At 71.2% G+C, this 18321-nt stretch carries 10 protein-coding genes and 1 rRNA gene; 6 read left to right on the forward strand and 5 right to left on the reverse strand.

Going from position 1 to position 18321, the window contains the following annotated elements:
* Positions 1-191: 191 nt before the first annotated feature.
* Positions 192-1717: ribosomal RNA gene (locus P8A20_RS16795) — 16S ribosomal RNA — on the reverse strand.
* A gap of 723 nt (positions 1718-2440) precedes the next feature.
* Positions 2441-2998 (reverse strand): MarR family winged helix-turn-helix transcriptional regulator, encoded by a 558-nt coding sequence (locus P8A20_RS16800; RefSeq protein ID WP_306103775.1) that lies wholly within the window; start codon positions 2996-2998, stop codon positions 2441-2443.
* A 142-nt stretch (positions 2999-3140) separates the two neighbouring features.
* Here P8A20_RS16800 and P8A20_RS16805 point away from each other — a divergent pair, with 142 nt between their 5' ends.
* Entirely contained in the window at positions 3141-4469 is a 1329-nt protein-coding gene (locus P8A20_RS16805) for an MFS transporter (protein WP_306105161.1), read from the forward strand.
* A 36-nt stretch (positions 4470-4505) separates the two neighbouring features.
* Here the strand turns inward: P8A20_RS16805 and P8A20_RS16810 are convergent, their stop codons facing one another.
* Both P8A20_RS16810 and P8A20_RS16815 read right to left on the reverse strand, forming a co-directional pair.
* Positions 4506-6161 carry an ATP-binding SpoIIE family protein phosphatase gene (locus tag P8A20_RS16810; protein ID WP_147958449.1) on the reverse strand — a complete coding sequence of 552 codons (1656 nt, stop codon included), beginning with the start codon at positions 6159-6161 and terminating at the stop codon, positions 4506-4508.
* A gap of 333 nt (positions 6162-6494) precedes the next feature.
* Positions 6495-7883, reverse strand: a complete 1389-nt coding sequence (locus P8A20_RS16815) for an NAD(P)/FAD-dependent oxidoreductase (protein ID WP_306103776.1) — start codon at positions 7881-7883, stop codon at positions 6495-6497.
* 385 nt (positions 7884-8268) lie between these two features.
* On the opposite strand from P8A20_RS16815, the gene P8A20_RS16820 reads away from it, so the two are divergent.
* Positions 8269-9081 (forward strand): TetR/AcrR family transcriptional regulator, encoded by an 813-nt coding sequence (locus P8A20_RS16820; protein ID WP_147958451.1) that lies wholly within the window; start codon positions 8269-8271, stop codon positions 9079-9081.
* Positions 9082-9331: 250 nt separating this feature from the next.
* Positions 9332-11239: a sigma-70 family RNA polymerase sigma factor gene (locus tag P8A20_RS16825; protein WP_306105162.1), complete on the forward strand. Its 1908-nt coding sequence runs from the start codon at positions 9332-9334 to the stop codon at positions 11237-11239.
* A 209-nt stretch (positions 11240-11448) separates the two neighbouring features.
* Here P8A20_RS16825 and P8A20_RS16830 read toward each other — a convergent pair whose 3' ends face one another.
* On the reverse strand, positions 11449-13560 hold the full coding sequence (locus P8A20_RS16830; RefSeq protein WP_147958452.1) for an asparagine synthase-related protein: 2112 nt from the start codon (positions 13558-13560) through the stop codon (positions 11449-11451).
* A 941-nt stretch (positions 13561-14501) separates the two neighbouring features.
* On the opposite strand from P8A20_RS16830, the gene P8A20_RS16835 reads away from it, so the two are divergent.
* The 3 genes from P8A20_RS16835 to trmB all read left to right on the forward strand — a co-directional run bounded on the left by P8A20_RS16835 (position 14502) and on the right by trmB (position 18301).
* On the forward strand, positions 14502-15998 hold the full coding sequence (locus P8A20_RS16835) for an NsdA family TPR-like regulatory protein (protein ID WP_147958453.1): 1497 nt from the start codon (positions 14502-14504) through the stop codon (positions 15996-15998).
* Between the two features lie 139 nt (positions 15999-16137).
* On the forward strand, positions 16138-17394 hold the full coding sequence (lhgD, locus tag P8A20_RS16840) for an L-2-hydroxyglutarate dehydrogenase (protein WP_147958454.1): 1257 nt from the start codon (positions 16138-16140) through the stop codon (positions 17392-17394).
* Positions 17387-18301, forward strand: coding sequence for a tRNA (guanosine(46)-N7)-methyltransferase TrmB (gene trmB / locus P8A20_RS16845; protein WP_306103777.1), 915 nt, complete (start codon positions 17387-17389; stop codon positions 18299-18301). Before lhgD ends, trmB begins: the two co-directional genes overlap by 8 nt.
* Positions 18302-18321 lie beyond the last annotated feature (20 nt).

Raw genomic sequence — 18321 nt, forward strand, 5'->3', positions numbered from 1 at the left:
CCGTACCTTCAGATACCCAACAGCGTGCCCGACCCGACCGATCCCTCACCACGTTCCACGCCGAAGCAGTACTAGCAGTGAGTTACCTGTCGTGCCGAATAGTCAACGTTCCACCCTTGAGCAACCACCGTCGAACATTTGCCGACGAAATGGTCTCTGGATTCCCCGAAGGAAACCTAGATGCTCCTTAGAAAGGAGGTGATCCAGCCGCACCTTCCGGTACGGCTACCTTGTTACGACTTCGTCCCAATCGCCAGTCCCACCTTCGACAGCTCCCTCCCACAAGGGGTTGGGCCACCGGCTTCGGGTGTTACCGACTTTCGTGACGTGACGGGCGGTGTGTACAAGGCCCGGGAACGTATTCACCGCAGCAATGCTGATCTGCGATTACTAGCAACTCCGACTTCATGGGGTCGAGTTGCAGACCCCAATCCGAACTGAGACCGGCTTTTTGAGATTCGCTCCGCCTCGCGGCATCGCAGCTCATTGTACCGGCCATTGTAGCACGTGTGCAGCCCAAGACATAAGGGGCATGATGACTTGACGTCGTCCCCACCTTCCTCCGAGTTGACCCCGGCAGTCTCCTGTGAGTCCCCATCACCCCGAAGGGCATGCTGGCAACACAGAACAAGGGTTGCGCTCGTTGCGGGACTTAACCCAACATCTCACGACACGAGCTGACGACAGCCATGCACCACCTGTATACCGACCACAAGGGGGGCACCATCTCTGATGCTTTCCGGTATATGTCAAGCCTTGGTAAGGTTCTTCGCGTTGCGTCGAATTAAGCCACATGCTCCGCTGCTTGTGCGGGCCCCCGTCAATTCCTTTGAGTTTTAGCCTTGCGGCCGTACTCCCCAGGCGGGGAACTTAATGCGTTAGCTGCGGCACCGACGACGTGGAATGTCGCCAACACCTAGTTCCCAACGTTTACGGCGTGGACTACCAGGGTATCTAATCCTGTTCGCTCCCCACGCTTTCGCTCCTCAGCGTCAGTAATGGCCCAGAGATCCGCCTTCGCCACCGGTGTTCCTCCTGATATCTGCGCATTTCACCGCTACACCAGGAATTCCGATCTCCCCTACCACACTCTAGCTAGCCCGTATCGAATGCAGACTCGGGGTTAAGCCCCGAGCTTTCACATCCGACGTGACAAGCCGCCTACGAGCTCTTTACGCCCAATAATTCCGGACAACGCTTGCGCCCTACGTATTACCGCGGCTGCTGGCACGTAGTTAGCCGGCGCTTCTTCTGCAGGTACCGTCACTTTCGCTTCTTCCCTGCTGAAAGAGGTTTACAACCCGAAGGCCGTCATCCCTCACGCGGCGTCGCTGCATCAGGCTTTCGCCCATTGTGCAATATTCCCCACTGCTGCCTCCCGTAGGAGTCTGGGCCGTGTCTCAGTCCCAGTGTGGCCGGTCGCCCTCTCAGGCCGGCTACCCGTCGTCGCCTTGGTAGGCCATTACCCCACCAACAAGCTGATAGGCCGCGGGCTCATCCTTCACCGCCGGAGCTTTTAACCCCGCCCCATGAGGGACAGAGTGTTATCCGGTATTAGACCCCGTTTCCAGGGCTTGTCCCAGAGTGAAGGGCAGATTGCCCACGTGTTACTCACCCGTTCGCCACTAATCCACCCCGAAGGGCTTCATCGTTCGACTTGCATGTGTTAAGCACGCCGCCAGCGTTCGTCCTGAGCCAGGATCAAACTCTCCATGAATGTTTTCCCGTAATCGGGAGAGCACCATGCAAGAGCGGAACAACCAGGTCGGAATATGACCGGTTGTTCACAGCGTCCTCGCTGATGTTGCCTACCCGGTCCGAGGACCGTGCAGGACTTTTCAAAGGAACCACCAACCTGCGTGATGCAGGCCGGGGTATCAACATATCTGGCGTTGACTTTTGGCACGCTGTTGAGTTCTCAAGGAACGGACGCTTCCTTCGGTCCCGTTTCACCGGGGCCCTCCGGGCGCTTCCCTTCGTTCTTGCGTTTCCGACTCTATCAGACTCTTTCGTGTCCGATTCCCGGTCGAAGCGGGTTACTACTCGGCGGTTAATTCACCACCGTGCTTTCCAGTTCTTCGCTTTCGCGTTTCCCTTTCCGGCGAGTCCGACTCTATCAGATCCTTTCGGGCCTGATTCCCAGTCAGCGGGGTTCGTCTTCCGGGCTGTTGGGCCGTTCCGACGTCTCAAACTCTAGCGGATTCTCCCGCCGACTCATAATCGAGTCGGTGAATTGAATTTCGGCATGCCGAAATTCTCCCCGGTGGGAGGTCGTACAGAGTTTGTTTGCCGCTTGAGCGGCGGGATCGGTTGCCGCCGGACCGTGTGGGCTCCGGGACAACTCGAAGAACCTTACGGATGCGAGGGGGGTGTGTCAACCCCGCCCCTTCCCTGCTCTCCCCCGTCCCAGGGCCCCGCTCCCCGGCCCTGTTCCGGAGCTTCAGCCCAGGTCGGTGAGTCGGCCGCCGGCGTCCGGCTGCTCGTGTTCCACACGGCGCAGGAGCCGGATCAGGATCTCGCCGAGGGCTCCGCGCTCGTCGCCCGAGAGGTCCTGGAGCAGGTCCTCCTCGAAGGTGGTGGCCATCCGCATCGCCTCCAGCCACTTCGTGCGCCCCTCGTCCGTCAGCTCGACGATGACGCGCACCCGGTTGTTCTCGTCCCGGTCGCGGGTGACCAGGCCCTCCCCCGCCATGCGGTCGATTCGGTGGGTCATCGCTGCGGGGGTGAGCCCGAGGCGCTTCGCGAGCTCGCCCGGGCCCAGCCGGTACGGGGTACCGGACAGGACGAGGGTCTTGAGGACCTCCCACTCGGCGTTACTGATACCGAGGGCTGCGACCTGTCTGCCGTAGGCGACGTTCATCCGGCGGTTCAGCCTGCCCAGTGCGGAGACGATCTGCTCGACCTGGGGGTCGAGGTCCCGGAACTCGCGCTGGTAGGCGGCGATCTGCTCGTCGAGGCTCGGCTCCTGGAGCTCGGGCTGCTCGGTGGTGTCAGACATGGCGGGCAGTATCGCACGCTCTCCATCGCCGTCGAAGTCCTTCAGGGTGAAGAGTTCAGTCTCTAACTTTAGTGCTAAAGTCTACGAGTCTGTGTACTTGAAGGTTCTTCGTGTCTTGAGGTAGGTGAGTGTGACCAGGGAGATGGGCGCAGCGCTGCGGCGGATCCAGCTGGGGAGTGCGCTGAGCGCGTTCGGGCTCGGATTCACCGTCCCCTATCTGTACGTCTACGTGGCGCAGGTGCGGGATCTCGGTGCCGGTACGGCAGGTGTCGTACTGGCCGTCTTCGCCATGGCGGCACTGGCCGTGCTGCCGTTCACGGGCCGGGCGATCGACCGGCGCGGCCCCTTGCCCGTGCTGATCGTCGCCGCCGGCGCGGCCGCTGTGGGCGCCTGTGCCCTGGGCGTCTCGGACGGCGTGACGTCCGCCGTGCTGTCGGCCGCCGTCCTCGGCGCGGGCACTGCGGTCATGCAGCCGGCGCTCGCCACGATGCTGGTGTGGTGCTCGAGCGCCGCGACCCGTACCCGCGCCTTCGCCATGCAGTTCTTCCTGCAGAACCTCGGGCTCGGCATCGGTGGCCTGGTCGGCGGGCAGCTCGTGGACGTCGACCGTCCGTCGAGTTTCACCCTGCTGTTCCTCATAGAGGCGGCGATGTTCGTGGTGCTCGGCGTGGTCGCCGCCACGGTGCGCATGCCACGCGCCCCCTCCCTGGCCGGGACGGTGCCGGCCGACGGGGCGGCGCCCAAGGCCGGACTGCGCGTACTGCTCTCGCACCGGGCGATGGTGCAGCTCTGCGTGCTGGGCTTCGTGATCTTCTTCGCCTGCTACGGACAGTTCGAGTCCGGCCTCGCCGCCTACGGCACCGACGCCGCCGGAATCGACCCGTCGACCCTGGGTATCGCGCTGGCGGCCAACACGGCGGTCATCGTGGTGGCGCAGTTCGTCGTGCTCCGGCTCGTGGAGCGCCGGAGTCGCAGCCGGGTCATCGCCTGGGTGGGACTGATCTGGGCCTTCGCCTGGATCGTGGCCGGGTACGCGGGTCTCGGGCACGGCAGCCAGACCATGGCGACGGCCGCGATGATCTCGACGTACGCCCTCTTCGGACTGGGTGAGGCCATGCTGTCGCCGACGGTGGCGCCGCTCGTCGCGGATCTGGCGCCGGAGTCCATGGTCGGTCAGTACAACTCGGCGTTCGCGCTGGTGAAGCAGCTCGCGCTGGCCGTCGGACCTGCCGTCGGCGGGCCCATGGGGGCGTCGCTGCACGGGCCGTACATCGTCACCTTCGTGCTGTTCTCGCTGGGCATCAGCGTGCTGGCGCTGAAGCTGGGACGTCACCTCAGCCCCGTGCAGGACAAGCCCTCGCTCGCGGCGGCGCCGTCGCGGGTGGTCGCCGTGTCGGTACCGGGAAGCGAACCGGTCACCGCTCCTACCGCCGTGCGCCGGGACGGATCGGCTCCCACCGCCGTCCACTGAGGCCGGCCGGCTCGCACGGCCGTGCGCACGGGCGCCTCAGCCCGGAAGCGCGAACTCGCACCAGACCGCCTTCCCACCGCCGGGGGTGCGGCGGCTGCCCCAGGACGTGGCGATGGTCGCGACGATCGAGATGCCGCGTCCCGCCTCGTCCGCGGGTTCCGCACGGCGGCGGCGCGGCAGGTGGTCGTCCCCGTCCGTCACCTCGATGATCAGGCGGCGGTCGGTCCGGCGCAGCCCCAGGCGCATGGGCGGGGTGCCGTGCTGCAGGGAGTTCGCCACGAGCTCGCTCGCGGCGAGCACCCCCAGGTCGCTGAGTTCCATGGGGAAACGCCAGGAAGCCAGGACGCCCGTGGCGAAGGCGCGGGCCCTCGGGGCGGCCTCGACGCCGCCGAGCAGTTCGAGCGAGGCGTTGTGGAAGAGCTCCGCGCTCGCGCCCGTGCGGGCGGGGTGCTGGACCACGAGCACCGCCACGTCGTCGTCGTGCTCCGCGGTGACGCCCAGGGACCGGATGAGCCGGTCGCAGACCACCTGGGGTGATCCCTTGGCCCCGGACAGAGCGCGTTCCAGCGCGGCGACGCCCTCGTCGATGTCCTCGCTGCGGCGTTCGACCAGGCCGTCCGTGTAGAGGACGGCCGTGGATCCGGGCGGCAGGGGGATCGTCCCCGAGGTGTGGACCCAGCCGCCCGTGCCGAGCGGCGGTCCGGTCGGGTCCTCGGCGCGGTGGACCGTGCCGTCCTCGTCGCACACGAGGATCGGGAGGTGCCCGGCGGAGGCGTAGACGAGGTGCCCCTCGTTGGGGTCGTGGACGGCGTAGGCGCAGGTGGCGATCTGGCTGGCGTCGATCTCCGCGGCCAGGACGTCGAGCAGCTGGAGCACCTCGTGCGGCGGCAGGTCGAGGCGGGCGTAGGCACGCACGGCGGTACGCAGTTGCCCCATGACGGCGGCGGCCCGGACCCCGCGCCCCATCACGTCGCCGATGACGAGCGCGGTGCGGCCGGCTCCCAGGGTGATGACGTCGTACCAGTCGCCGCCGACCGCGGCGTCCGTGCCGCCCGGCTGGTAGGTGGCGGCGATGCGCAGGTCGTCGGGCTGTTCGAGGTCCTGCGGGAGCAGGGACCGCTGGAGGGTGACGGCCGTCTCGCGGTGGCGGCGCTCGCTGGCACGGAGACGCTCCGCCGCTTCGGCGTGGTCGGTGACATCGGTGGCGTAGACGAGGACGCCCGCTTCCCCGTCCGGGTCGCCGGTGGCCACGGGCGTGCAGGTCACCGTGTAGGAATTGCCGGCCAGGACCTTGCGGGACTTGACCGTACGTGGGGTGCCGCTGCGGAGGACCTGGTCCATGAGGGGCAGCAGGCTGAGCTCGGCGAGCTCGGGCATGGCCTCCGCCGCGGGCACGCCGGACGGGCGTGGGCCGAAGGCCGACGTGTAGGCGGCGTTGACGTAGGTGATGCGGTGCTCGGGGCCGTGGAGCAGCGCGACGGGGGCGGGCAGCCGGCCGAGGAGTTCCCCGGCGGACAGTGCCTCGGGCGAGGGGCCGTGGGCGGAGGGTTCCGAGGTGTCGTCCGTCGGCATGGCCGTGGCCTTGGGGCGTACGGACTCGGCGCGGGCGGCGGGTACGGAACTGTGGTCGTCCCGCGCGGCGGCTCGACGCTGCGTTCCGGGAAAGCGGGCGCTCCAGCGCGTGAAGTTCACGGAATTTCTGGCCTCGTGTGTCGGTCTGGTCCGCTCGGGCGAGCTGCTTCTTCTGCGGGTCCGGGGGGCCGGTCCCCCTGCCGGTCGGCATTCCGGTCCGGGGTTCCGGGGCCGGGCTTCCGGGAACGCGCTGCCTGGCCTCTTGGTGCTGTCGTTCATCGCTGCCGGTCACTGTAGGTGACTGTCTGCCGGGTAACTCTGTGCAGGTGTGAGCCCACCTATGGTCACACGTCCAGTGTGACCGACCGTACTGACAGTTGCCCTACGGCAGTCGGTCCATCGGCTGAATCACTGCCGTTCACCCGGCATGCCGGGTGAACGGCGGGCCGCGGCTCAACCTGACGCGTCCGGTGGTCTGTCGTCCTTCGGCGGGATGTTCTCGGGAGGCTCCGGATGTAGGTGTCCACGTGCGGCGAGGGCGAACTCGGCCCGCGGATGTTCGAGCGAGCCGAGGGAGACGATCTCCCGCTTGAAGAGCCCGGCCAGGGTCCACTCGGCAAGGACACGCGCCTTCCGGTTGAACGTGGGGACGCGGCTGAGGTGGTAGACGCGGTGCATCAGCCAGGCCGGATAACCCTTGACCTTGCGTCCGTAGACATGCGCGACGCCCTTGTGCAGACCGAGGGAGGCGACGGATCCGGCGTAGGAGTGCCGGTAGTCCTCGGCCGGCCGTCCCGCGAGCGTGGCCAGGATGTTGTCCGCGAGGACCTTGGCCTGACGCACCGCGTGCTGGGCGTTGGGCGCGGTGTCCGTGCCCGGCTCGGACGAGGTGAGGTCCGGGACGGCCGCCGCGTCGCCGGCGGCCCACGCGTGTTCCGCGCCGTCGACGGAGAGCGTGGCCGTGCAGCGGATCCGGCCCCGGTCCGTGAGGGGGAGGTCGGTGGAGGCGAGCACCGGCGCGGGTTTGACGCCCGCGGTCCACACCAGGGTGCGGGTCGGGAAGCGTGAACCGTCGCTGAGCACGGCGATCCGGCCCTCGCAACTGTCCAGCCGGGTGTCGAGCCGTACGTCGATGTTGCGTCCCCGCAGTTCCCTGACCGCGTACCTGCCCATCGCCTCACCGACCTCGGGCAGGATGCGCCCGGTCGCCTCGACCAGGATCCACCGCAGGTCGGAGGGCTTGATGTTGTGGTAGTACCGCGAGGTGTACCGGGCCATGTCCTCGAGCTCCGCGAGCGCCTCCACACCCGCGTATCCGCCGCCGACGAAGACGAAGGTGAGGGCCGCGTCACGGATGGCCGGGTCCCGGGTGGCGGAGGCGATGTCCATCTGCTCGATGACGTGGTTGCGGAGACCGATGGCCTCCTCGACGGTCTTGAAGCCGATGCCGAATTCGGCGAGCCCGGGGACCGGCAGGGTGCGCGACACGGATCCGGGCGCGAGGACGATCTCGTCGTACGGGATCTCGAGGGCGCCGGTGCCGTCCTCACCCGTGGCGAGTGTGGTGACCGTCGCCGTGCGTTTTGCATGGTCGACGCGTTCGGCCTCGCCGATGACGATGGTGCAGTGCTTGAGGACCCGGCGCAGTGGCACGACGACATGACGCGGCGAGATCGAACCGGCGGCGGCCTCGGGCAGGAACGGCTGGTACGTCATGTAGGGCTCGGGCGTGACCACCACGATCTCGGCCTCGCCGCTTCTCAGTCTCTGCCGCAGCTTCCGCTGGAGACGCAGGGCGGTGTACATCCCGACGTAGCCGCCGCCGACGACGAGAATGCGCATACTTGGCCGGGTGCCGGGGAGCGCTCCCCGGGAATCTGGTCCCATCACCATCCCATGACGCAACGGACTCCTGTGTTTGTCCACAGGCCCGACGAATTGTGTGACCGGAGCACTTCGATCATCCGGTTGCCCGCCGCCCTTCTCCCACCCCGGAGCTGTGCAGGTCAGGTGTGGCGGGCGGGCCGGCCCGCAGGGGCCGAAACAGGGTCCAACCGGTCCTTGCTCCGATCGGGGGGCGCTCCGTGCGGAACAACCCCCTTCTGAATTGACCCGGGCTCAACTATGTTCGTACCCCGTCGGGGTGTCGGATTCGGGCTGAGGTCCGCACACCGAGAGACACGGGTGGGGAAGTCTCCGGGGGGAGACGTCATAACCGGGGGAAGTCATGCACATTCAGGATTTGCAGGGGCCGAGCGCTGTCGCCGCTTCTGTTGAGGACCGTGGACGGCTGAGTGCGGTCGGCACGGTCGGGACCGTCACGGCGGCGGGGGTGACGGGCGGCCCCGCCCGTTCCGCACCGCTCCGCGTGGACGCACAGCGCAACCTCGAACACGTCCTGCGCGCCGCGCGGGAGGTGTTCGGCGAGCTGGGGTACGGCGCACCGATGGAGGACGTGGCGCGCCGCGCCCGGGTCGGTGTCGGCACGGTCTACCGGCGCTTCCCGAGCAAGGACGTGCTGGTGCGGCGGATAGCCGAGGAGGAGACCGCGCGGCTGACCGATCAGGCACGGTCGGCCCTCGGTCAGGAGGACGAGCCCTGGTCGGCGCTCTCCCGCTTCCTGCGGACCTCGGTGGCTTCGGGCGCGGGGCGCCTGCTGCCGCCGCAGGTGCTGCGTGTCAGGACGGAGCAGGACGAGCTGCCTCCGGCAGCGGGTCCGGGTACCGCGGACGGTGAGACGCGCGTCCCGCATCAGAGGCAGGGTGTGGAACAGAGCGGCCCCTTCCTGGACGCCCGGCGCCCGGCCGTCGAGGAGGGCTTCGACGGCGATCCGGGGGCGGCCGAACTCCTCGAGGTCGTGGGCAGGCTGGTGGACCGGGCCTGCGAGTCGGGTGAGCTGCGCAGCGACGTGACGGTGGCCGATGTGCTGCTGGTCATCGCCACGGCGGCGCCGGCGCTGCCGGATCCCGCTCAGCAGGCCGCTGCTTCGGCCAGGCTGCTCGACATCCTGCTGGAGGGCCTCCGCTCCCGCCCCGCGTAACCGCTGCGGGAGCGGCCGGTCACGTTCCTGCCGCACAGGTGCTGCGGCCGGTGGGACACGCCTCCCGCCGGCCGGACGCCCGTGCGGCCGGGGGGCGTTGCTCCTTCCCCGTGCGGGTGATTTCACGCCCTCCGGACGAGGGAAGACACCCCGGACGAGTGGTTGCCGATGCTCGGGGTTCGTCGCGGCGTGGCTCTGTGGCACTCTTTCCCCGTATTCGGGTCCGAGGGTGTCTACGGGGGCTTCCGCGATGAGCGGTGAGGCGCAGCAGGAAGAGCCGGCCGACGGTATCGAGAGCGGCACGGTGCTGCCCGGACCCTGGCCACCGGCGTCCGGCGACAAGGGCGCGCGGCAGAAGCCCGGCGCGAGGCACGATTCGGCCTACGCGGTCCCGCTCCAGCGCGAGGGACGCGTGGGATCCGCCGATCTCGGGCCCTCCGACGCCCAGTTGATCGAGGGCATGCGCGCGGGGAACGACGCGGCGTACGAGGAGCTGTTCCGGCGCCACTCGGGGGCCGTGCGGCGCTACGCCGGCACCTGTTGCCGGGACGCGCACACCGCCGACGACCTGACGGCCGAGGTGTTCGCCCGGACGCTGCAGGCGGTACGCGGCGGCAAGGGACCGCAGGAGGCCGTCCGGGCCTACCTCATGACGGCTGTCCGGCACGTCGCGGCCGCGTGGACGAAAAGCGCGAAGCGCGAGCATCTGGTCGACGACTTCGCGGTGTTCGCCGCGCAGGCCACCCGTTCCTCCGAGCTGTCGGAGACCGACACCCTCGATCTCGGGGCCGATGTGCTGGCCATGCACGAGGCGGACCGGTCGATGGCCATGCAGGCGTTCCGCAGCCTGCCGGAACGCTGGCAGGCCGTGCTCTGGCACACCACCGTGGAGGAGGAGTCGCCGAGCGAGGTCGCCCCGTTGTTCGGGCTGACGGCCAATGCCACGGCGGTCCTGGCCGTCCGGGCACGTGAAGGGCTCAAGCAGGCCTATCTTCAGGCCCATGTGAGCCAGTCGCTGACGGCCGGTGGCGACTGCGCGCAGTACGCCGACCGGCTCGGCGCCCACGCCCGGGGCGGTCTGCGGACCCGGGCCGAACGCGGGCTGCGAAAGCATCTCGACGAGTGCGCGAGGTGCCGGGTCGCCGCAGGTGAACTGGACCGTGTGAACGCCGGGATCCCGGCCCTGCTCCCGGTCGCCGTCATCGGCTGGTTCGCGGCGGGTTACGCGGTCAAGGCTGCCGGTGTCGTCGCGGGCGGGGCCATGGGGGCGGCGGGTGCCGGAGCCGCCGCGGCGGCCACGGGCAGCGCGTCCTCCGGAGGAGGCACGGCCGGAGGGGCCGCGGCGTCGGAAGGGCTCGGCGCCCCGCTGAAGGCCGGGATCGCCGCCGCCGTGGCCGTGGCTGCCGCAGCCGGTCTCGTATGGGCCCTGGTCGGTGACGACCGGCCGGCGCCGGATCAGAAGCCGGTCGCCAAGCCGCCGGTCACGGCGCCCGTGACCCCCACGCCCCCGCCGCCGGAACCGGAACCGGCCCCGCAGCCGCCGGCCCCTCCCGAGTCACCGGCTTCCGAGGCGCCGCCCGCGCCGGAGCCGGCACCGAGGCCCACGCCGACTCCCACTCCGGCGCCACCGGCACCGGAGCCCACGTCCGAGCCCACCCCGCCCGAACCCACGCCGACTCCCACGCCGACGCCGACGCCCGCCCCCAAGGAGCCCGCGCCGGAGGTCTACCAGGTCAACGAGCTCGCGTACTCCGTCGCCGGTGACCACACCGGTCCCGAGATCCTGCTCGGCCGGAGCAGCGGTGTGTTCTGGCAGCGCGGCGGGTTGTCGATCGCCTCGACGGCGTATGCCCATGGGGTCACCGCGCCCTCCCGCTCGTCGGTCACCATCCAGCTCAACCGGTCGTGCACCCGCTACGACGCGCTGGTCGGGGTCGACGACCTGACGCTGGGGCTCGGCGCCGTGCGTTTCTCCGTGTACGGCGGGGAAGGGGCACTGCTGTGGCAGTCACCCGTGGTGCGCGGTGGTGAACCCGCCGTGCCGTTGAGCGTAGGCATCGAGGGCCTGCGGACGATCCGGCTCGTGGTGGAGCCGTCGGGCCCGCTCGGCGACGTCGCACTGGCGGACTGGGCGCAGTCGCGCATCAGCTGTCGCTGAACTCCCGGGTGCCGCCCGTCAGAAGACCGAGAGCGTCCTGAGGTGTCCTGGGATCCTGAAGTGTCAGGCCGCGTCCCCTGGCGCGAGCAGAAAGCCTGTGTCGCCCTCGCCCGGCCGCCCGCCCGGCCATTCGCCTCCCGCCCGCCCGGCGCATCGCCCGGCGCCTGGTCCGGCGCCTGGGAGAGCGGCAGCGGCCGTCAGGGCCGGGGCTACGGCTGGAGGGTGCGGCGGGCCGGGACGACGCCGCCCGCGACGGCCCGTTGCCGTGGGGCCGCCGTACCGGTCCAGCAGGTGCCCCGGCGGGTGACCAGGCGGCGGAGCCACAGTTCCGTGGACGCCAGCTCGGCCAGGCCGTCCAGCGGGAGGGGTTCGCCCTCGGAGGCCGCGCGCAGCGCCTTGCGGACGACACGTGCCTCGACCAGGCCCGCGTCGGCGAGCAGCGGGGCGTCGAAGAGGGCGATCAGTTCGGGCAGGGCTGTACGCAGGCCGATGCGCCCGGCCGCGGTGGAGGTGGCCTGTGACGGGGTACCCCAGCCGGGCGGCAGGTCGTGGATGCCGGCGCCCGCGAGGACCCGGCGCAGGATCGCGGCCCGGGCGCCCGGCTGGACCCGCAGCGACTCCGGGAGGGCTCGGGCCGCCCGGACGACCTGGTTGTCGAGGTAGGGGGCGTGCAGGCGCTGGCTGCGGATCTCCGCGGCCTGTTCCAGGATCCGCTGGTCCGCCGCGTGCCGGGCCAGGGCGGCGCGGGCCCTGGCCTCTCCGGGGCGCTGGACGGAGGCGGGCCGGATCGCCGCCTCCTGAAGACGAAGCGATACTTCAGCGAGTGCCTCCCCGGTGAGCCACCGCGCGGCGGGGCCCGGCCGTGACCAGGCGAGGGAGGCGAGCGAGGCGTCGGCCGGGGTGTCGAGGTCGGGGGCGTCCCGATTGGCGTCGGGCAGCAGGGACGCGGCGGTCTCGAGCCCGGTGCGGTAGGAGGTGCGGGCCAGTCGGCGGGCAGCCCGGTAGACGGCCAGCGGCACGAACAACGAGTGCGTGGAGGGGCCTTCGGCCCTGGCGAGCGCGGCGACGGGCCGCAGGAGGTGGCGTCTGCGCCGGTCCATGAGGAGGTCGGCCAGCCGTGCCGGGTGCGCGTCCAGGACCTGTCGGGCACCGTGGCCGACGAAGTGGTCCGCGCTGCCCGCCGACAGCCGGCGGCGGTGGCGTTCGGCGACGACCAGGGAGGGGGCGGGCTCGTCGGTGAGCGGCCCGCTCTCCAGCGACGCGTAGGGCAGCGCCTCCTCGCCCGCCGCCACGACCACGTGGTGCAGACGGGGGTTGGCGGCGATCACCCTGGCCCGTTCCATCTCGTCCTCACGGCCCTGCGCGGACAGATCGTTGAACGTGACGGCCAGCAGGCGTTCGCCCGCGCCCGTGCCGTGGCCCAGCACGGTGCCCGGCAGCCCGGGCAGTCCCGAGGCCAGCAGGGCGAGGGTGGCGGAGGCACTACCGCCGGAGAGGTCGGCTCCGATGCCGGGGACGGGCGCACCACGGGCCGCCCTGCGTTCGGCGGGCCCCATGCCGGGGACGGGCCCGGGGTCGGGCGGCAGGGTCTCGGGGGCGTGGCGCGGGGCCGTGAGCCGTGCGCGTACGGCTTCGACGAGCGCGTCCCGTACGCCTTCGACCGCGCTCACCGGGTCGGCCTGGGGGGCCGCGACGGCGAGTGAGGCCACCGCCTCGTACCCGGTGATCTCGCGCGAACCCTCCCGGAGGATCAGCGCGTGCCCGGGCGGGATCCGCTTGACCCCCGCGTACGGGGTGCCGTCGCCCAGCGCCTCCGGGGTCTCGGGGCAGGCCAGCAGCGCGGCGAGGTGACCGATGTCCAGCTGCGCCTCGATGAGGTCGGCGAGCGGGAGGGCGGCGGTGGCGTAGGCGGTGCCGTTGGCCCAGGGCGTGTGGAAGACGGGGCGCGCACCGGCGAGGTCCCCGGCGACGGTGATGCGGCGGCCGATCTGCACGACGGCCGTGTAACTGCCGGGCCAGGCGGTGAGATGGCGCAGCGCCCCGCCTCGGGCGGCCAGCAGTCCGACGCGGAGCTGTTCGTCGGTGGCCCCGCAGCAGCCGAGTACGGCGAGGCGGGTGGTGGGTGCCCCCTCCGGGGTCGCGATGGTGACGACCCGGATCTCGTCAGGTCGCCAGTCGCCCACGGCCCAGAGCGGATCCGGGTCTCCCCACAGGAGTTGGGAGCCGACCGGGTGCACGGTGCGCTCCTCCCCCTGGTGGCCGACCGCGCCCACGGTGCCGAAGCTCGCGGCGATACTGCTCCACCCCACCAACCAACGCATCGCCGCCTCCACAGGCTGTGGACGAACCGGCGTGCCAGGACACGGGAACGCCGTCGCGGGACATGCTGCCACGACAACGGCGCCCGGGAGGGGGTACGGGCGGCGCACACGGGATGCGCATGCGCCCCTGGCAAAGGCCTGGCCACGGCTCCGCGGATTCCCGCGCAACGGAATTGGATCTTCGGGGAGTTGCGGCAGTCGGCCCCTGAGGTGGCCCCCACCCCGGCCGAGCCTTGGAACCCACGTAATCCGGCCATAGTCGGGCGGCCTCGCCGCGCCCCGCCCGACCGGCGCTATCCAGCCATTTTCCGATCGCGACGGAACCGCGCGTTTCGCCCCGGCAGCTCACCGGAGACGCTCGCACACCGCGTCCCCCGGACTGCCGGCAGCCCTCCCCCAGAGCTGCGGGGGCACCCCCGCGACGAGCCGTCCGGTGCCGCGGCGTGCGGGCCGGCGCATCCCCCCGGTGCGCCGGTCCGCACGTCCGCCTTACCGAATCCCCGCCCGTGCGGCGCACAGTCCGGGAGGTGTCATCACCTCCCGGACCGGTTCGCCGCCCGCGGGGATTGGGGCGGCGGTCTCCCCCAGCCCGCCGAGTCCAGTTCGGCGGGCCGACCCACGCAGGACCCATCGAAGCGCTTGCGATTCGGCCGGGGCAGAGCGCACGGCCGGGCGCACGGCCACACATCAGGAGCACGACACCACGGCGCCTCGCACCGCACGGACAACATTCCCGCCATACGGAGGTCTGCCCCTTAACGGTGGGGATGCGGCGAACTACGCTGGGTTTACCGATGTTCTCAGCAGGGCGGCATATTCCACGGGGCCTGGCCAAATGCGTGTGCGGCCGGAGTGCCCGGGACCGTAGCTGGGGAGAACACGGTACGAATGCCGCGCGCCCGACGGTGACGCGGCAGCCGTCTGTGTGTCGAGGGGTGGCTATGTCCAGGGAGCAACGCGGGCCGAACGAGAAGCTCGGCACGGTTCTCGCCCTCGCGGGAATCAGCAACGCCGGGCTCGCCCGGCGGGTCAACGACCTCGGGGCGCAGCGTGGTCTGACCCTCCGTTACGACAAGACGTCGGTGGCCAGGTGGGTCGCCAAGGGCATGGTGCCGCAGGGCGCGGCACCCCATCTCATCGCGGCGGCGATAGGGGCCAAACTCGGCCGTCCCGTGCCGCTGCACGAGATCGGGCTCGCCGACGCCGATCCGGCGCCGGAGGTCGGCCTCGCCTTCCCCCGCGACGTGGGCGAGGCGGTGCGGTCGGCGACGGATCTGTACCGGCTGGATCTCGCGGGCCGCCGGGGCGGCGGCGGGATATGGCAGTCACTGGCGGGCTCCTTCGCGGTGAGCGCCTATGCGACCCCCGCGTCCCGATGGCTCATAACCCCCGCCGATCCGTCGGTGGCTAGGGCCCCGGCGGCCGCGCAGGCCGCGATCCTCGGCCCGGAGGGCGCACCCGGGGCACAGATCCCCGTCCAGCCGGGCCCGGACACCGCGGGCGGGGCCGACGGCACGCTGCTGCGCGTGGGCCACAGCGACGTGACCAAGCTGCGCGAGGCCGCTCAGGACGCGCGCAGGTGGGACTCCAAGTACGGCGGGGGCGACTGGCGCTCCTCCATGGTCCCGGAGTGCTTACGGGTCGACGCCGCACCGCTCCTGCTGGGCTCCTACAGCGACGAGGTGGGCCGGGCGCTCTTCGGCGCCTCCGCCGAGCTGACCAGGCTCGCCGGATGGATGGCCTTCGACACCGGCCAGCAGGAGGCGGCGCAGCGCTACTACATCCAGGCACTGCGCCTGGCGCGCGCCGCCGCCGACGTGCCGCTGGGCGGATACGTGCTGGCGTCGATGTCCCTGCAGGCGACCTACCGGGGATTCGCCGACGAGGGTGTGGACCTCGCGCAGGCCGCGGTCGAACGCAACCGCGGACTGGCCACCGCACGGACCATGAGCTTCTTCCGGCTCGTGGAGGCACGCGCCCACGCCAAGGCAGGCGACGCACCGGCCGCGGGGGCCGCGCTCAGAGCCGCCGAGAGCTGGCTGGAGCGCTCCCGGACCGGTGACTCCGACCCGGCGTGGCTCGGCTTCTACTCCTACGACAGGTTCGCCGCCGACGCCGCCGAGTGCTACCGCGACCTCAAGGCGCCCCGCCAGGTGCGGCGCTTCACCGAACAGGCCCTGTCGAAACCCACCGACGAGTTCGTCCGCTCCCACGGGCTGCGGCTCGTCGTGTCCGCGGTCGCCGAGCTGGAGTCGGGCAACCTCGACGCGGCCTGCGCGGCCGGGACCCGGGCGGTGGAGGTGGCGGGACGGATCTCCTCGGCGCGCACCACGGAGTACGTACGCGACCTGCTGCACCGCCTCGAACCGTACGGGGACGAGCCCCGTGTGGCCGAGCTGCGGGAGCGCGCCCGTCCCCTCCTCGTCTCCCCCGCCTGAACCGAGGCCGGCCTCGGCGGGACCGGTACGCCCCGGTTTCGCCGGGTCCGGGCGCGAAACGTTTCGGCAGGCTCGCGCCCTCCCTGGTTTGAGCGCGCTGTCAGTGGGTCAGTGCACTATCGGGGTGGGAGGTGGCGTGATGATGACGCACGCGGCGTACGACTGCGATGTGCTGGTGATCGGTGGCGGAATCGTCGGTCTGTCGACCGCGTACGCGATCACGCGCACCGCGCCCGGCACCCGGGTCACGGTGCTGGAGAAGGAGTGGGGCCCGGCCCGGCACCAGACGGGGCGCAACAGCGGGGTGATCCACAGCGGCATCTACTACGCCCCCGGCTCGCTCAAGGCGCGCTACGCGGTGCGGGGTGCCGCCGAGCTGGTGGACTTCTGCGCCGAGCACGGCATCGACCACGCGGTGACGGGCAAGCTGATCGTCGCGACGGACAGGGCGGAGCTGCCCCGGCTGCACTCCCTGGTGCAGCGCGGCCGGGCGCACGGCCTGCCGGTCCGGGAGCTCGGTCCCGCGCAGATCACGGAGTACGAGCCCCGGGTGCGCGGACTGGCCGCGATCCGGGTCGGGACGACCGGGGTGTGCGACTTCACCGCGGTGGCCGTCCGGTTCGCGGCCGAGGTGACCGCGTCCGGCGGACAGATCCGGTACGGCGCGGAGGTCGTCGCCGTGGACAGGCGGCCCTGGGGTGTCGCGGTGCGCACGGCCGACGGCCAGGTGGTCAGGGCCCGCGTCCTGGTCAACTGCGCGGGGCTGCACAGCGACCGGGTCGCTCTGCTCGCGGGCGACGAGCCGGGGGCGCGCATCGTGCCGTTCCGCGGGGAGTACTACGAGCTGGCCAGGCCCGAACTGGTGCGCGGCCTCGTCTATCCGGTGCCGGACCCCGCGTTCCCCTTCCTCGGGGTGCATCTGACCCGGGGGGTCGACGGCTCGGTCCACGTCGGGCCGAACGCCGTGCCGGCACTGGCCCGCGAGGGATACGGCCGCACGGTCGTCCACCCGGGCGAGCTGGCCGCCACCCTGGCCTGGCCCGGTTCCTGGCGGATCGCCCGGCGCCACTGGCGGTACGGGGCGGGAGAGATGCACAGATCCCTGTCGAAGAGCGCGTTCACCCGGGCCGTGCGGCGTCTGCTGCCGGAGGTGACGGAGGCCGACCTGCGGCCCTCCCCGGCCGGTGTAAGGGCCCAGGCCGTCCTGCGGGACGGCACCCTGGTGGACGACTTCCTGATCCGGGACGCCCCGCACACGGTGCACGTGCTGAACGCCCCGTCCCCGGCTGCCACCGCGTCCCTGCCCATCGGGAGGGAGGTGGCGCGGCGGGCCCTGCTGCGGGCTCGCGCGACGGGGTGGACGCCTCCCGCCGTAGAATCGGGGCATTGTGTCTGAGCCCCTGAACCCCACCCCAGAGACGCCCGGCCCCGCCCCGGAGACGCCCGGTGCGACGCCGGAGACCGCGCCCGGCCCCGACGCCGCAGCACCGGCCCCGGCCGACGCGGATGCCGCCACCGACGCAGAGGCGGACGCGGCGGCGCGCCGTGCCGCCTCCTTCGAGCGCCAGCGGAGACTGCGCCAGGAACCCCGCTTCCCCGGCGGTCCCGCGGCCGACCCGGCGGGCTCGCACCACGAGCGCCGGATCCGCAGCTTCCAGCCGCGCCGCAGCCGGGTGACCACCGGCCAGGAGGACGCGCTCCAGCGGCTGTGGCCCAAGTGGGGCCTCGACATCGACGGTCGTGGTGTCCTCGACCTCCCCACGCTGTTCGACGGCCTCCCGGTGGTCCTGGAGATCGGTTTCGGCATGGGCGAGGCGACGGCCCAGATGGCGGCCGACGACCCGGGCACCGGGATCCTGGCCGTCGACGTGCACACACCCGGCCAGGGCAACCTGCTGGGTCTCTCGGAACGGGCGGGGGTGTCCAACGTCCGTGTCGCCAACGGTGACGCGATCATCCTGCTCCGCGAGATGCTCGAACCGGCCGCTCTGGACGGGCTCCGGGTGTACTTCCCCGACCCGTGGCCCAAGAAGCGGCACCACAAGCGCCGGCTGATCCAGCCGGAGTTCCTCGACCTCGTGGCGCAGCGGCTGAAGCCGGGCGCGGTCCTCCACTGCGCGACGGACTGGGAGCCGTACGCGGAGCAGATGCTGGAAGTCCTGTCGGCGCACCCCCTGTTCGAGAACACCCAGGCGGACGGAGGCTACGCGCCGCGGCCCGGGTTCCGGCCGCTGACCCGCTTCGAGGGCCAGGGCCTGGACAAGGGGCACGTCGTGCACGACGTGCTGTTCACCCGTCGCTGATCGGCCACCGGCCGGCGCCC

Source organism: Streptomyces sp. Alt3 (assembly GCF_030719215.1).
GTDB classification, from domain to species: Bacteria; Actinomycetota; Actinomycetes; order Streptomycetales; family Streptomycetaceae; genus Streptomyces; species Streptomyces glycanivorans.

Coding starts and splice junctions, on each gene's coding strand:
- P8A20_RS16815 (WP_306103776.1), bottom strand. CDS start 7,883: ATGCGCATTCTCGTCGTCGGCGGCGGCTACGTCGGGATGTACACCGCC.
- P8A20_RS16825 (WP_306105162.1), top strand. CDS start 9,332: ATGAGCGGTGAGGCGCAGCAGGAAGAGCCGGCCGACGGTATCGAGAGC.
- P8A20_RS16805 (WP_306105161.1), top strand. CDS start 3,141: ATGGGCGCAGCGCTGCGGCGGATCCAGCTGGGGAGTGCGCTGAGCGCG.
- lhgD (WP_147958454.1), top strand. CDS start 16,138: ATGATGACGCACGCGGCGTACGACTGCGATGTGCTGGTGATCGGTGGC.
- P8A20_RS16800 (WP_306103775.1), bottom strand. CDS start 2,998: ATGTCTGACACCACCGAGCAGCCCGAGCTCCAGGAGCCGAGCCTCGAC.
- P8A20_RS16820 (WP_147958451.1), top strand. CDS start 8,269: ATGCACATTCAGGATTTGCAGGGGCCGAGCGCTGTCGCCGCTTCTGTT.
- P8A20_RS16835 (WP_147958453.1), top strand. CDS start 14,502: ATGTCCAGGGAGCAACGCGGGCCGAACGAGAAGCTCGGCACGGTTCTC.
- P8A20_RS16830 (WP_147958452.1), bottom strand. CDS start 13,560: ATGCGTTGGTTGGTGGGGTGGAGCAGTATCGCCGCGAGCTTCGGCACC.